A 13,986-nucleotide genomic window follows, 5' to 3' on the forward strand; every position below is an offset into this window, starting at 1 on the left:
GGCAACGCCTCGTTCAGTAGGGCGAGGTTCACCGGCAACGCCTGGTTCGGCGGGGCGAGGTTCACCGGCAACGCCTGGTTCGGCGGGGCGAGGTTCACCGGCTCCGCCCGGTTCAACGTGACGAGGTTCACCGGCAACGCCTGGTTCAACGAGGCGAGGTTCACCGGCGAGGCCTCGTTCAACGCGGCGAGGTTCACCGGCGACGCCCGGTTCGACGACGCGGTCTTCCGCGCCCACGGGATCTTCGTGGGAGCCTGGTTCGAGCAAACGCGGCAGTTCGGGCCGCTTCTGGCTCACCGAGAGCTGGTGCTGGACGAGGCGCAGTTCTTGCAGCCGGTGCAGATCGAGGTGAGCACAATCAAGCTGTCCTGCCGTCGTGCACGCTTCCCTGGCGGCGTGCAGCTCCGATTGCGATGGGCTCGTGTCGTATTGGACGACACCGACTTCCCCGCACCGTCGATCCTCACCGGTATCCCCCGCCTGGCCGGCAGCCGGATGTCGGCCCAGGAACGGCGCAGTGCCCGGGCCTGGCCAAGCCTGTTGGGAGAGGAGATCTCCGAGCGGCCGCAGCTGCTGTCCTTGCGGCGCGCCAACGTCGCGGGCCTGAGGCTGAGCAACATCACCGCCGCGGACTGCCTGTTCACCGGCGCGCACAACCTCGACAAGTTGCGTCTGGAAGCTGGTGTCGGCTTCACGACTACCTCGGCCCCAGAAAGGGGACCTCGGAGCTGGGATTGGCGGCAGGTGATCGCCGAGGAACGCGCCTGGCGGGCTGCCCGGTCACGTCGCTGGGCCACCTGGTTACCTCGCTGGGCAGCTGCTGTGCTTGATCGGCCCTTCCGGTCGCTCCGCTGGGTCGCCCCGCACTGGCCGGAGTGGTTCGACCAGCCAAAGTCCGGGGACCTGAACCCGGGCCAGATCGCCGCTGTGTACCGGGCCCTGCGCAAGGGGCGCGAGGACGCCAAGGACGAGCCTGGCGCCGCCGACTTCTACTACGGCGAAATGGAAATGCGGCGATGCGCGCGTCCCGCCGCCGGAATCCCGGTCGACGGCCGGAGCAATAGGGGGCGGGTCGAACGCTGCGTGCTGACGGCGTATTGGCTGGTGTCCGGGTACGGGCTGCGTGCCTGGCGGGCCCTTGCCTGGCTCATCGCCGTAACCGCGATGCTCGCGCTCGTGTTCCATCTGGTCGGTTTCACCAGCCCGCCGCAACCGGTCTCGTACTGGACCAGCCTGCTGTATGCACTCCGCGCCACCCTTTCGCTGGCTGACAGCGAGGTGACGCTCACCGCATGGGGCAAGTTGCTCCAAGCCGTCCTCCGCCTCACCGGCCCGGTCCTGCTCAGTCTCGCGCTCCTGGCCCTACGGGGCCGCGTGAAGCGGTGATTGGATGGCGGCTGGACCGAACGGAATGCGATTGATCATTATCCTTCCCATTCGGCGGTACGTCCGGTCCGCCGAATTCCTCCCGCCGGGACCCGCGATCGGCTATGCCTGACGAAGGCCGCACGCCAACCACCACCAGGGGGCATACATGGGCAACGTCTACGACGCGAACCACCGGTACGTGGGCTCGGTGCAGGCCGGGGTGGTCTACGACGCGAACCACCGGTACGTGGGCTCGGTGCAGGCCGGGGTGGTCTACGACGCGAACCACCGGTACGTGGGCTCGGTGCAGGCCGGGGTGGTCTACGACGCGAACCACCGGTACGTCGGCTCGGTAGTTGCCAGCAGCGACACGGAAGGGACAGCCGCCACCGCGATCCTGATCCTTCTACCCCGCTGAGGAGAGGGAATGATCATTATCCTTCCCTCTCTGACGCCAGGTCCGGGCGCGGGCCGGACACCGGTCCGGGGCCCACAGGCACCATCGGGTGAGCGCATCTGAGAAGTGCTGGGCTACCGACGAAATGGCCGGCTTCGGGGTGACGAATCCTCCGGGCTCTCAGCGACTGGTGCCGCGTCGACGGATCCGCCGCCGACGTGCTGGTGGTGGCTTCCCAATTTGGGAGTCGGCGGCCGGGAGGTGATTCCCAGGTTGGGAAGCGGCTGGCTGGCGCGGGCTCGGTAGCGCGGGTTGGTGGACGAGTCGGTGGCCTGCTCCAGTGCGCGGCGGGCCGCGGGCGCCCCGGTGACCTGCTCCTGCATGGGCTCCGAGTCCATGGCCGCCCTCGCCATCAATTCTGGGCTCGTACTGCCGCTGCCTGTCGGCTTGGGGGCGTTCACCTCGCACGCGCTGCCCTACACTCCCGGCGGTTCTCAGCATCACGGTTAACGGAAGTGCATTTAAGTCACTCCAGCCACAAAACCGGAATTTCAGGTTCCTGGAAGTCCGAATCTACCGGGTATTTTGGCATTTTTCACATTACCGGGCTCAATTCTCGCTCAAATTCCATGGAACTTCTTGCCGGAAGTATTCGTGGACTGCGGAATCGTTCATGCCCAATCGATCGATCGGGCCATTCGATTTCGAAGTCAATCGAAATGGAGAAGAAATGCGGAAGACTGTTTCCCGAATTTCTGGTGCGGTGATCGGTGCCGGCGTGCTGACCGCCCTGGCCGCACCCCAGGCTCTGGCCGCGCCCGCCTCCTCGGCGGCCGTGGCCGCCACGCAGCTCCCGGCCGGCGCCGACCCCGCCCACTGGACCATCGACCGCCAGGCTCCGGCGGTGACGCTTCCTCAGGCCCCGGCCCGCGCCCGCATCACGCCGACCCAGGACTCGCCGAGCTCCACTACCGGTTTCACGGAGCCCCGCAACATCTCGTACCACGGGCAGCTCTGCGGCACTGATCTGGTGGACGGAGTGAGCGGACCCGGCCCGATGACTCTGACGCTGACCCAGGCCAGGTCGACGGCGACTCAGTGGAACGCGAGCGCATCGATCAACGCAGGGGTCCTCTCCGCCGGCATCGGCTTCAACGTGACCGACACCGTCACGAAGACCGAGACGGGCTCCTACACCGTTCCCGGCGGAAAGTTCGGAAACCTGCAGGCCTACCCGCTGTACGACTACTGGACGTTCGAGGTCTACGACGGCTCGGTCGGCTGGACCGTCGGCAGCGGAGAGGTGAAGAAGCCGGTAGGCTACTGCTACAACGGCTTGACGAACTAAGCGAGTTGAAGAATATGCGGCGATCCAGCGGAATAATGGGAGCGACAAGCCTCGTCGCTACCGCCGTCCTCGCGACCGCCTGCACTGACAGCGGGACCGCAGCTCCCCAGGAGCAGGGGTCCTGGGCATTGGACGCGACGGCCGCGGCCCCGGCGGACCCCGCAGTCCAGCGCAGCATCGACGCCCCGCCGGCCAAAGGCAAGGCCAAAATCCTGGGCATAGCGGACGTCGCAGGCACCAGCGTCATCCTCGCCATCAGGAACGACACCTGCCAGGTGGCATTCCTGCCAGACGGGGCGACTGTCCCGACGACCGCCGCCCTCGCCTCCATCGGATCGCAGCGCCCTGCCGCCGGATCCTCCGCGGACATCCACGTGGAATTCCTGGGCAGCGTTCTCGTAGGGAAATACACCCAGGCGACCGGGCAGATGGTCCCCTTCAAATTCACCACTATCGGCTGCGGCGAGAAATCGATGGCAGTCAAAATCGAAGGGGCTGGGGATTCCGCCTCGGTGCAAAAGAAATCCGGTGACTCACTGCGATTCTGGCGGACAGGGTCGGACGTGATGCTGGCAGCCGGGGCACTGGAGGCGATCCACCCGGACACCCCGAGCACCAGCACCTCGTCCTGAAGTGTTCGAGGGTGTCCTCCCCGGCCGGGGAGGACACCCTCGAACACCTTCGCCTGGATCCTCCACGGCCACCGCCGCAGGCAGGCCTGCGGGCGACGCAATGAGTCCCCCGGTTCCCTCCTCGCCACCCGGACATTTGCACAGGTCAAGGCACCGCAAGGCACCGATGGATCGGTCGCGATGGGCTGTCCTGTCCTGCTGACGGCTCGTTGAGAACCCCGGACGGCAGGATCTGCTGGACCTGGCCGCCGAACTCGCCCCGGCATCAGCCGGCCGTACGTCTCCGTCGAGGTCTCAGCCCGGGACGTCACCGATCCGAAGCCGGACGAGGCCCACCAGGCCGTCCCGGACATCGCGCTGAAGTACGCCAAGAACGTCGTGGCCGGCTACCCGTGCACAAACCCGGTGCACCTGCCGGACAGCGTCCCCCAGACGGCAACGAACTTCCCGGGCCCGCACCACTGACCCGCGCCCCCGAGCGCGCCAGCACACTGATCGACTTCCCCTGCTGCCCCGTACGAGACACTGTCGGCGACACGCGGTTGACTTCCGCCATGGACGACACCACCGATCACCTGCACCGCATCGACGCCCTGCGGGCCGACCCGGCGCCGGGAATCGCCCGCCTGCCGGCCACCGGCGACCTCGACGCCGCCCACCGGAGCCTCGTCGAGGCGCTGCGCCCGCGCTGGGGGGTGTCGCGCAACCTTGCGACCGGTGGCTTCGTCGACCCGACCCTCGACGACGACTGCGGCCTCGCACTGACCGTTCCCTTCGGCGGGCGCCTGGTCGAGCTGTGCGGCTGGGCGGTGCGTGGGCGCTGGATCGGCTGCGGGATCGTCCGGGACGACGATGGCTCGCCGTACCTGGTGGCGGTGACGGCCCGCCAGGCCGACCCGGCCACGGCCTGCCTGCCCGCCGCGGAAGCCGAGGCCAAGGACGAGGACGAGGCGTCGGGTGCCCGCTGGTTGCGGGGGCTGGCGGTGGTGACGGGCCGGCCGCGGTCGCGGGAGTGGCCCGTCGACTGGCCGTCGGCGGAGGCCCGGCTCGGCACCGCCCTGCCCGCCGACTACCGGGACCTGGCGGAGTACTTCGGCCCCGGTACGTTCGCCGGTTTCCTGAACGTCTTCCTGCCCGGCCCGCCGCCCGGCTCCGACGCCCCGTTCCCGAACGTCCCGTGCCTGGTGAGGAACGCCGGGCGCCTCGCCGAGCTCACCGCTGACCTCGACATCGCCGACGTCTACTACCCCCACGGCCTCCACCCCGCCCCTGGCGGCCTGCTGCAGTGGGCCAGCTCCGAACAGGCCGACCAGTTCTACTGGCTCACGGAGGGCGCGGACCCGAACCGGTGGCCCGTCATCGCCCACAGCGAGGACGGCGACCTCCAGGCCCGGTTCGACGGCTCCACCACCGAGTTCATCCACCGTCTCCTCACCGACCACCGGCACCCGTTCTCGATCTCGGAGCTCCTCGACCACTCCGACTTCGAGCCGTACGAGGCCTGCGAACCCGACGACCCGTCCGAGGACCGGCGACTGCCGTAAACCCCCAGCCCCTCCACAGCAGCTACCCACCCTGGGTGCCTGGTTGACCTGCAGACCGCCACGCGACCTCCAGCTGCGGCCAGGAAAGCGGCGCGGCGACGGGCCTCCCTGACATCGCCGATGCCCGTCGCCGAGCTGTGCCCTTGGAGCTCCGTGTCCGCGGCATGTCGAAAACCGGGACGCCGCGGCGAGAGAGCTGGGAGGATCCGGGTGACATCACTCTCGGGGAGGTACTGGTGACGCTGCGTCGGGACGCGTGGGTGATGCTGGAGACCGTCGCCGCCCAAGGCCCGGAAGGCTGGCTGACCGGCAGCCAGCCCCTGGAGGTCCGCAACTCGGAGATCACCGTCGCCCGCACCCTCGTGGACGCCGGCCTGTGCGAGGCCGCACCAGCCGACCTTCTCAAGAACCTCCTCGCCGACAGGACGCGCCCGACCTGGGCGGTGCGGATCACCACGCTCGGGCGGGACGCCCTGCGCTACCGGGAGCACCAGGAGAACCCGGCCGAGCGTCCGGCCAGGCCCGATCCCGTACCTGAAACCGCGGTCAGCGTCCGCGGCATCGACCTCGACCTCCTGCGCCGCACCCTCGCCGACGCCGAAGCCGGCGCCCTCACCGGCGTCGACACCGTCGCGCTGGGCACCGCGATCGCGAAGGCACGCCCCGTCGACGGCTCCCGCCGCCACACCGTCGACGCCACCGACGCCGAACTCGCAGCGATCATGCGGGTGCTGTACCTGGAATCCCTCTACCGCGACGCCACCGGCTACCACCACATCCTCCGGCACTCCAAGCGGGCGGACGGCATGCGCTTCCACCAGGTGAAGCTGCAGCCCGCTCCTGCCGCGCAGCCGATGGCCGGCGCCCGGATCCCGACGCCGGTCCCAAGCACTTGATCGAGTCGCTCGGCCCGCCCTATGCAGAGCGTCGTCTGCTCGAAGTCGGGAAGGTCGAGGTGGGTGACGCGGGACGCGTCCAGGCCCGCCGCGACAAGGAAACGCACTTCCCCGGCGTTGCGGACGAAGATCCGTACGTAGCGCAGCTGCGGACAGCAGGCGCCCTGGACGTCCTCACCAAACCGGACGGCACCCTCACCACCTCGCCGCGCCTCGGTGTCAGCCCGGAGAACTGCCCTGGCCCCCACGAACGCGAAGTCGTCCTCGGGGCCAGGATCCGGCCGCGGCAGACCTTCGCCCGGTAAGGAGCAGTTCGGCCCCGGCGCGGCCGAGTCGATTCCCCGTCCCGAGCCGGATCCGGTGGCTCCAGACCGCTCTGGCCGCGGTTGCCGGCCGTCCCCAAGGTCACCGACGTGTCAAGCTCGGGCCCACCGGCGGAACGCGAGGGCGCGCAGCCGGTGTGTGCGTTATCCGCACCGGCTGCGCGCCCAGGGGTGGCCGGTCTGTTCAGGTCATCAGGTGGTCATAACCGGGGACCAGGAACTCTCCGTATTCGAATTTGCGCCCGAGCTCCACGTACCTCTCATACTGCTTCCGGGTGATCTGTGGTGCGTAGGTGAGCGCGCGCAGCAAGAAGCGGAACGCCAGGTCGGGGCAGGCGTGGGCCGCGGTGTGGGTGAGTGCGGGCACCACGCCGGGAACGGACTTCCACGACGAGTCCTGCGCCAGCTCCAGGAGGCCGGGAGTGACGATCATGATCTCGTCCAGGACGGCCCCGGTGAGGTACCCGTATGGGGTGGGCGGGACCTCGTCCGGGTGGTCGAGGCCCTCCCGGCTTTAGTCGTTCCCGGCACGCCGGATGATCCGCAGCAGCCAGGCTCGGGGGTCGATCCCCTCGCTCCTGAGTTCCAGGCGGCGTTCGGCCCCGACCGACCAGAGTGTCTCGAACACCCAGGTCGGCACGGCCGGTTCCGTCACCCGGAGGGCGTCGACGAGGAGCGCTTCGACCAGGTGCGTCGGCATGCCGTCGGCGTAGTACTCCAGCGCCTCGTTCTCGGTGGGCCACTCGCCCCGCCAGCTGTGGTGGAAGACCTGGCCGAGGTGAGGCAACCCGAACTCGTCTCCGCCGTAACGTTCTGTCATCACGCGTCACCCTGCCATGGGAAAAATGGAACTGATGATCCACGTCTTGCTGCCATTGTGCGGGTTGGCCGCCCTGGCTATACGGACCTTGACCTTGGTACCGGCCGGCACGGCGTCGAGACTCCCGCCCGCGGGGTGCACCTTGCCCAACGAGGTCAGGCGCTGGCCGTCCCTGATGACATCGACGTCGACGATGAACTCCTTGAAGTCGGGTGCGCCCGGCTGCCCGAACTCGCGCAGAATTCCGGGCCTCTTCTGCATCGCCGAGCGCAGTGCGTCCCCAGCGATGCTGAGGTCGTCGAACACTCCGTTCGGGTCGGTGGCGGTGGTCAGCCCGGCAGCCTGGGCGGGCGTGACGCCCGCTTCCTCGCCGTTCGGACCGTAGGCGTCCTTCGCCACGTGCTTGAGACCTCGGCGTTCACCGCCCTCACGGAGGCGCCCGCCGTTACCAGTGGAGGGCTGGACGGCAGGTGATGTCCATGGGTCTGACGAAGGCATCGGCGGGCGGAGCTGGCGGTGGCGAACACCCTGCTCTACTTCGGTGGGCGCGCCGGATTCTGCCGGGGCCGTGGCTCAGCGGGCCGAGGGGAGGACAACGATGAAGCGGATCGTCAGGCCCGGCCAGGTGTTCCGTGCCCTGGCCCGCGACATGGCCGGGCGGGGCTGGCGGCTGTAGGTGCCGGCCGTCGGTGACGACGGCAGGGCAGAGTGCCTGGTGGTTCACGATCACGCCAGTACCGTAGGCCGCAGGCCGTTCGCCATGGCTGACGCCCTGGCGTCTCCCTCCCGGTACGGGCTCGTCAAGGAAGCGGACGACGACCTCTTCGTCGATCCCTGGTACGCGGCGCTGCTGGCGGCGGTCGCTGCGCTCCACGGTCCGGCGGCCATCCCGGCCGACTACGCCCGTGCCGCCTTCTCCGTCTCCCGCTTAGGTGGCGCAAGCACCCTGGTCTTCCGGTGGGGTGAGGCCGGCCGTGGGTCCGGGCGGTTGGCCGGCGGGCTTGTCCCAGGGCGGTGCTGCTGAGTGGGCAATGCGTCGCCCGGCCGGTGCCGGAGGCGAAGCCGACGGCTGGAAGGCCAGGGCGCGTCTGCGGGCGGCGGCGCCGGGGGGCCGTGGCGGAGAACGTCGCCGGGTCTTGGAGGAGTTCGGGGGGCGCTGGGCGCCCCCCGAACGGCAGGCCTGGTGGCCGGCGGGACCGGTTCCGCTGCAACGGGTGTCCGGTCCGGGTGTCCCGGGTTGTGCTGGCTGCGACCGGGGAACGGGTACCAATCTCCCGGGTGCCCGGAGCAGCGCACCGAGTTGCGATGGCTTCGAGCCGGACGCGGGGTCGGCCAGGAGGCTGCCGCTCCGCAGTTGCCTGGCTCTGACCTGCGGAAACCAGATGGCCGGCGGTCGGCGTTTTTGCACGGAGATCCGGACGAGCATGCAACAACCCGGGGGTGGCGCGGCGGCCGGGCTGAAAACCGGACAGGCCTGGTTCTGCCAGGTGGAGTTGTGCCGCTGGAGCGCTCTGATCTGCGCGGATCCCGGACGCCGGTCGGGCGTTGTTTCAGGCCCTGGCGAATCCGGGAGTCCCGTTGTGCGTGCGGGGGCCGTGGGGTGTTCAAGACTTGTCCGCACGGCCGGTGGGAGCTGCAACTCCCCGTGCCGGTGTTCACAAGGGCTGCGACCGTAGAAGGGAACGCGACATGGGTGTGCCGCGCAAGCGCCGTGAGACAGGGGACGGTGACGGGGTCCTGCCCGTCACCGTCGTGGTCGTCGCCGTCGCCGTGCTGGCCGTGTTCGTCGTGCTGGCCGTGATGGGTCTGCCGACCGAGACGATCATCGCGCTGTCCAGCGCCGCCGTCCTGACGGCGGCGGAGCTGGTGAGACGGCTGGTCTCGGCCGTCTCGGCAACCCGCCGGCGCCGGTGAGCGTGCCGGATGGGAAGGCCGAAGACGGCGGTCGCCCCGGGAGCGGTGGCCGGGGACCTGGCCGAGTTCCTCCACAGCGTCTGCGCGCGCTGTGGGAAGACTTACGCCCAGATCAGCATAGAGTCGGGTATATCGATCTCCACGCTCTCCCGGGCGGCCTCGGGCAAGCGGCGCCCGAAGCTCGAGGTCGTGCAGGCCTTCGTCCGGGCGTGCGGGGGCAGTCCGTCGGAGCTCAGGAAGGCGGAGCGTCTGTGGCGCCGCACCCCGGCCGCCTCGTCCTCCGCCGCCCCGGATGGGCAGCCTGGTGTTCGCTGGCACGACCCGGCTTCTCTGTGCGAGGCGCATCACCTCGGTGAAGCGATGCGCACGGCCCTGCGGCTGAGCGGCAGCCCGTCGCTGCGCGCGGTCAGCGAACGCGCGACGGCGTCGGGACTGAGCCTGTCGCGCAGCACGCTCGGGGACGCCTTGCGCCCCGGGGCGGTGCCCACGCTCCAGGTTTTCTGCGTGTTCATGCAGGTGATCGGGCATTTCCCGGGGTCGCCGGTGGCCGGGTACGACGCGGCGGCGTGGGAGGACGCCTGGGTGCGTGTCCAGGCCCGCCGTCAGCCCCGGGCGCGCGGCGGCGGGCCGGGATCTTCAGGGGTGAAGGTGCTTCAGGCCAGGGGCGGCAGGGCGAAGGAAAGCGGCGGGCGGCGGGCGGGCGGCCGACGGCCGCGGCTGGCGCAGGCCCAGGCGTGGGTGCGCCCTGGACCGCTTCGGGCGCTCAAGGACTGGCTGCACGAGCTGTACCTGGAGGCGGGCGCTCCGTCGCTGACCGACATCACCGCGTCGATTCGGATGGACGACTCCCTCGACTCGGCGCCCAAGCGGGACAGCGTGAACCGGCTGCTGAGGTCGTCGCACCTGCTCTCCGTTCAGGGTGATGCCGTGGCAGTGGCGGTCGCCATGGCCAGGATGGCCGGACTCGACCCGGTCGCGGCCGGCGGGATGGCGCGGGAGCTGTGGATCAGCGCCGCCGCGGTGAGGCCGTGGGGGCACGCGGTCGGTGACGTGGTGGATCCGCTGGCCCTGGGGGTGCGGGAGACGTTCGCCCTGCCGGAGTCGAGACAGGAGCTGCCGGTTCTGGTGCCCTACGTCCGGCGCCAGCACGACCAGGTTCTCGAGCGGATCGTGGAGAGGGCCGTCGACGGACACAGCGCGCTGGTCGTTGCCCGCGGACTGCGGGCCACGGGCAAGACGCGCAGTTGCTGGGAGGCGATGCAGGCACTGCCGGCGGGCTGGAGGATCTGGTTTCCCGCGGATCCGTCCAAAGGCGCGCTGGTGGTCGAGGCCATTGCCCAGGCCGGCCCCGGGTCGGTGGTGTGGCTCGACCGGATCGACCGGTACCTCGATCCCGGCCAGTGCCACGTCGCCGGGATGGTGCAGGCCGAGATCAGCGAGGCCCTGCACGACCCCCGACGTGCTCCGGTGCTGGTGATCGGCACGGTCTCGGCCTCCGCCGGAGTGCTGACCCGCGCGGGGGGCTCCACATCGGGGGCGGCCACGGCGGCCCGGACCATGATCGAGGACGCGGCCGTCGACGTCCCGGACCTGTTCACCGGAGCCGAGCTCGCCGACCTGGCCGACGCCGCCGGGCAGGATCCCCGGCTCGCGCTGGCCGACGCCAACGCGCGGGGGTCGGTCGCCCAGTTCCTGTCCACCAACCGCAACGCCGATCCCTTGCTGAAGGTCCAGGTGCTGCACACGGCGATGACCCAGGGGGACACCGACGCGCTCCTGATGGGCGGGGCGCTCCTGCAGGCCTCGGGACACCGCAAGGAGGCGGCGACCTGGTACCAGAGGGCCGCCGAGGCCGGAGACCGCCAGGCCCTCGAGCCTGCGGCGGTGCTGCTGAGCGAGAACGGCACGGCCTACGAGGCGATCGCGTGGCTGCGGGACCTCGCGGCAACCGGTGACGCCGAAGCCGCCCTCACCGCCGCACGCAGGCTCAGCCGCGAGGGCCGCAACGACGAGGCGATCGAGTTCTACCAGCAGGCCGCACGGGCCGGCGGCAGCAGCCACGCGCTGCGGGCAGCGGCGGCCCTGATGCAGCGCAGCGGGCGCGCGGCGGAGGCGGTGGAGTGGCTGCGCGGGCGGGCCGCAGCGGGGGACGCGAGTGCCCTGCGGGAGACCGCCCATGTGCTGTGGGCGACGGGGGACGTGACCCGGGCCGTCACCTTCTACTCCGAGGCCGGGGCGGCCGGTGACGTGGGGGCCTGGAGGGAGGGCGCCGAGCGGCTCCAGTCCCTGGGCCGTGACGACGAGGCGATCATGATGTACCGGGCGGCAGTACGCAAGGGCGACGGCCTGAGCGCGCGGCCGCTGGCCGACCTCCTGCTGTCGGAGGGCCGGCGGGAAGAGGCGCTGGGCTTCTACCTCCAGGCGGCGGAGCAAGGGGACGCGGTGGCGATGCATCAGGCCGCGGCCCTGTACCGCCTTGCGGGGTGCGTGGAGGAGGCCCTCCAGTGGTACGGCAGGGCTGCCGATCAGGGCGACACGGCGTCGCTGGTGCACATCGGGGTGATGCACCGCGGCCGGGGCGACATCGAGGCGGCCCTGGCCGCGTTCACGAAAGCCGCCGACCTGCGGGAACGCGACGCCTACCGGGAGGCGGTGTGGATGCTGTGGGACTGCGGCCGGCTGGACCGCGCGTTCAACTGGCTCGGCCACCGAGCGGATACCGGAGACCGGCGGGCGGTGCGGGAGATGGCCGACCTTCTCCGCGAAGTGGGCCGGCTGCCCGAGGCGCTGGAATGGTACCTGCGGTCGGCCGGCCTGGGAAGCCTGTACGCCGCCCGACACGCTGCGCAGTTGCAGTCGCTGATGTCCGCGCGGGAGACTGAGCAGGGTGACTCACGATGAGCCCGGACGGCGGGCGTCAATGTGGAGCTCGTCGTCTGTCCCTCACGCCACCTGCGCAACCGGCGCGCGGCGACGGCGAAGTTGCTGGGTCCCCGCTCTCGTCCACGTGGGGCCCTGACCATCGCCGGTTTCCGGTGGCCGGGGCTGCCGAAAGTTGGGCGCACCGTGCGGAGGCCGCTGCCGTTGTCCTTATCTGCCGGGAAAAGTAGTGGACGGGAGTATTCCGGTCGCTGCTCGAGGTCGACGCCGACGACCGGCACGAGGGCGATCGGATCCGGCTCCGGTACGCCGGCGATCCGGAGGCCGAGCAGGGGCCGGCCACCCTGCCGGGCTACGTCATGATCAACAATCCCGCGGCCTCCGAGGACCGGGTGCTCGCCGCGTGCGACCTCTACGTGCCGGGGCTTGGCCGGGCTCCGGGGGCTGCAGCAGGCCTTCGCGCCGGCGACTGCCGCCCACACCGGCGACGACGGCGATGAGTGCGGCATCCTGTGCAACAGTCGCCTCCTGACGGAAGGAATCGACGTCGCCGCCGTGGACGCCGTCTGCTTCGCGGACCCGAAGTCGAGCGTCATCGACATCGTCCAGGCCGTCGGCCGCGCGCTGCGCCAGTCCTACCGCGAGGGCAAGGTGTCCTGGGTCATCATCCCGGTCTACCTGCCGACGCCGGAGGTCGGCGACGGCACCGCCACCGCGGACCCGGCCGAGGTCCACGACGCCGGGGAGGCGGTGAAGGCGGAGGCCGACGCCGAGATCGAGGCCTCCTCGTTCCGCACGATCTGGCGGGTCCTGCGGGCGCTGGCGGCGCACGACGCCCGGGTGGTCGGCCGGATCACCGAACTGCGCGCCCACCGTTCGCAGGGGACCGCGCACACCACCGCGGCCAAGCCGGCCGAGGGCGAGACCGAGGCCGGGGAGGGCGAGCAGCGGCCGGCCCCGGTCGGGTCGCCGATCGAGTGGCTGAAGATCAACGCTCGGCAGCACGCGGCGCGGATCCTGCAGACCGTGAAGCTGCGGGCGTTCAACCCGCGGGCGGTCGAGTGGCAGCGGATGCATGCGGTCGCGGCGGTCTTCCACCTCCGGCACGGCCACCTCGACCCCACCGACAAGGCGCAGCACGGCGAGCTGATCTCCTGGCTCACCCGCCAGCGCCACCTGAACGGCCAGGGCCTGCTCGACCCGGCCCGGGTCAGCGAGCTGGACGCGCTCGGCATGATCTGGTCGAAGAACGCCAACGCCTGGGAACGCGGCGCCGCGTACGCCGCCGCCTTCCACCACCGGCACGGCCACCTGGCGATCCCGGCGACCGCGAAGCTGGACGACTACGCGGTGGGCGCGTGGATGCGCCGCCAGCGCAAGGCCGCGGGCCTCACCACGGACCAGACCGCCAACCTGGACGCGCTGGACGGGCTGTGGCGTCTGGAGCCGGACTGGAACCGCTCCTACCGCCGCCTGCTCTCCTACCTCGCTGCCGGCGGCACCCTCGACGGGCCCGCGAACCGCACCGGCCTCGGTGACGACCCGGCCTTCCGCCCCGGCACGTGGCTGCGCAAGCAGGCGGGGGCTCGCACCGACGGAAAGCTGACCGACCAGCAGACCGCGCTCCTGGACGCGCTCCACCGGCATGCCGAGACCGTGGCGGGCTGACCCGCCCCGCGAGATCCCGCCGTCCCGGCCCACATCGGGCCGGGACGGCCCGCCCGTACCTCGTTCCCGGCTCCCGGAGGTACCGCGCGATGACCGACACCGCCCGCCCCGACCCGGACCCCCGCCGCGCCGGCCCGCCATCACGGTCGTGGGCCTCGCTGTTGCTGACCCGGGCCTGGGTGGTTCGGGCTCTACG

At 70.7% G+C, this 13,986-nt stretch carries 14 protein-coding genes; 11 read left to right on the forward strand and 3 right to left on the reverse strand.

Annotated features, from left to right (window positions below):
* From ACFVSN_RS30725 to ACFVSN_RS30755, 7 genes are all read left to right on the forward strand, one after another.
* Positions 1 to 1,386, forward strand: a 1,386-nt coding sequence (locus ACFVSN_RS30725; RefSeq protein WP_387956964.1) for a pentapeptide repeat-containing protein, incomplete at its 5' end; no start/stop codon positions are given.
* A gap of 148 nt (positions 1,387 to 1,534) precedes the next feature.
* Complete coding sequence (locus ACFVSN_RS30730) at positions 1,535 to 1,786, forward strand: 5-fold beta-flower protein (protein WP_387956965.1); 252 nt, start codon at positions 1,535 to 1,537, stop codon at positions 1,784 to 1,786.
* A 652-nt stretch (positions 1,787 to 2,438) separates the two neighbouring features.
* Entirely contained in the window at positions 2,439 to 3,113 is a 675-nt protein-coding gene (locus tag ACFVSN_RS30735; RefSeq protein ID WP_387956966.1) for a hypothetical protein, read from the forward strand.
* 128 nt (positions 3,114 to 3,241) lie between these two features.
* The gene (locus ACFVSN_RS30740; RefSeq protein WP_387956967.1) at positions 3,242 to 3,745 is read left to right on the forward strand and encodes a hypothetical protein; all 504 of its coding nucleotides are present in this window, start codon (positions 3,242 to 3,244) and stop codon (positions 3,743 to 3,745) included.
* 554 nt (positions 3,746 to 4,299) lie between these two features.
* The gene (locus tag ACFVSN_RS30745; RefSeq protein WP_387956968.1) at positions 4,300 to 5,289 is read left to right on the forward strand and encodes a hypothetical protein; all 990 of its coding nucleotides are present in this window, start codon (positions 4,300 to 4,302) and stop codon (positions 5,287 to 5,289) included.
* 236 nt (positions 5,290 to 5,525) lie between these two features.
* Positions 5,526 to 6,185: a hypothetical protein gene (locus ACFVSN_RS30750; protein WP_387592365.1), complete on the forward strand. Its 660-nt coding sequence runs from the start codon at positions 5,526 to 5,528 to the stop codon at positions 6,183 to 6,185.
* Complete coding sequence (locus ACFVSN_RS30755; protein ID WP_387592363.1) at positions 6,182 to 6,490, forward strand: hypothetical protein; 309 nt, start codon at positions 6,182 to 6,184, stop codon at positions 6,488 to 6,490. Before ACFVSN_RS30750 ends, ACFVSN_RS30755 begins: the two co-directional genes overlap by 4 nt.
* 202 nt (positions 6,491 to 6,692) lie before the next feature.
* Here the strand turns inward: ACFVSN_RS30755 and ACFVSN_RS30760 are convergent, their stop codons facing one another.
* From ACFVSN_RS30760 to ACFVSN_RS30770, 3 genes are all read right to left on the reverse strand, one after another.
* The gene (locus ACFVSN_RS30760) at positions 6,693 to 6,941 is read right to left on the reverse strand and encodes a hypothetical protein (protein ID WP_387592360.1); all 249 of its coding nucleotides are present in this window, start codon (positions 6,939 to 6,941) and stop codon (positions 6,693 to 6,695) included.
* 81 nt (positions 6,942 to 7,022) lie between these two features.
* Positions 7,023 to 7,328, reverse strand: a complete 306-nt coding sequence (locus tag ACFVSN_RS30765) for a hypothetical protein (RefSeq protein WP_387956969.1) — start codon at positions 7,326 to 7,328, stop codon at positions 7,023 to 7,025.
* Positions 7,329 to 7,334: 6 nt separating this feature from the next.
* The gene (locus ACFVSN_RS30770; protein ID WP_387956970.1) at positions 7,335 to 7,727 is read right to left on the reverse strand and encodes a hypothetical protein; all 393 of its coding nucleotides are present in this window, start codon (positions 7,725 to 7,727) and stop codon (positions 7,335 to 7,337) included.
* Positions 7,728 to 8,004: 277 nt separating this feature from the next.
* Between ACFVSN_RS30770 and ACFVSN_RS30775 the strand changes: the two genes are divergently transcribed.
* The 4 genes from ACFVSN_RS30775 to ACFVSN_RS30790 all read left to right on the forward strand — a co-directional run bounded on the left by ACFVSN_RS30775 (position 8,005) and on the right by ACFVSN_RS30790 (position 13,790).
* Positions 8,005 to 8,352 (forward strand): DUF6354 family protein, encoded by a 348-nt coding sequence (locus ACFVSN_RS30775; protein WP_387592355.1) that lies wholly within the window; start codon positions 8,005 to 8,007, stop codon positions 8,350 to 8,352.
* Between the two features lie 665 nt (positions 8,353 to 9,017).
* Positions 9,018 to 9,242 (forward strand): hypothetical protein, encoded by a 225-nt coding sequence (locus ACFVSN_RS30780; protein ID WP_387592352.1) that lies wholly within the window; start codon positions 9,018 to 9,020, stop codon positions 9,240 to 9,242.
* Positions 9,243 to 9,287: 45 nt separating this feature from the next.
* Positions 9,288 to 12,143, forward strand: a complete 2,856-nt coding sequence (locus ACFVSN_RS30785) for a tetratricopeptide repeat protein (protein ID WP_387956971.1) — start codon at positions 9,288 to 9,290, stop codon at positions 12,141 to 12,143.
* A gap of 405 nt (positions 12,144 to 12,548) precedes the next feature.
* A complete protein-coding gene (locus tag ACFVSN_RS30790; protein WP_387956972.1) occupies positions 12,549 to 13,790 on the forward strand; it encodes a Helicase associated domain protein in 1,242 nt (413 codons plus the stop codon).
* The last annotated feature ends 196 nt before the right edge of the window (positions 13,791 to 13,986 follow it).

Source organism: Kitasatospora sp. NPDC057904, assembly GCF_042887925.1.
Classification (GTDB): Bacteria; Actinomycetota; Actinomycetes; order Streptomycetales; family Streptomycetaceae; genus Kitasatospora.

What these genes read in the sequence shown, in the direction of transcription:
- ACFVSN_RS30730 (WP_387956965.1), top strand. Translation starts at nt 1,535, where the DNA reads ATGGGCAACGTCTACGACGCGAACCACCGGTACGTGGGCTCGGTGCAG.
- ACFVSN_RS30735 (WP_387956966.1), top strand. Translation starts at nt 2,439, where the DNA reads ATGCCCAATCGATCGATCGGGCCATTCGATTTCGAAGTCAATCGAAAT.
- ACFVSN_RS30745 (WP_387956968.1), top strand. Translation starts at nt 4,300, where the DNA reads ATGGACGACACCACCGATCACCTGCACCGCATCGACGCCCTGCGGGCC.
- ACFVSN_RS30760 (WP_387592360.1), bottom strand. Translation starts at nt 6,941, where the DNA reads ATGATCGTCACTCCCGGCCTCCTGGAGCTGGCGCAGGACTCGTCGTGG.
- ACFVSN_RS30765 (WP_387956969.1), bottom strand. Translation starts at nt 7,328, where the DNA reads ATGACAGAACGTTACGGCGGAGACGAGTTCGGGTTGCCTCACCTCGGC.
- ACFVSN_RS30780 (WP_387592352.1), top strand. Translation starts at nt 9,018, where the DNA reads ATGGGTGTGCCGCGCAAGCGCCGTGAGACAGGGGACGGTGACGGGGTC.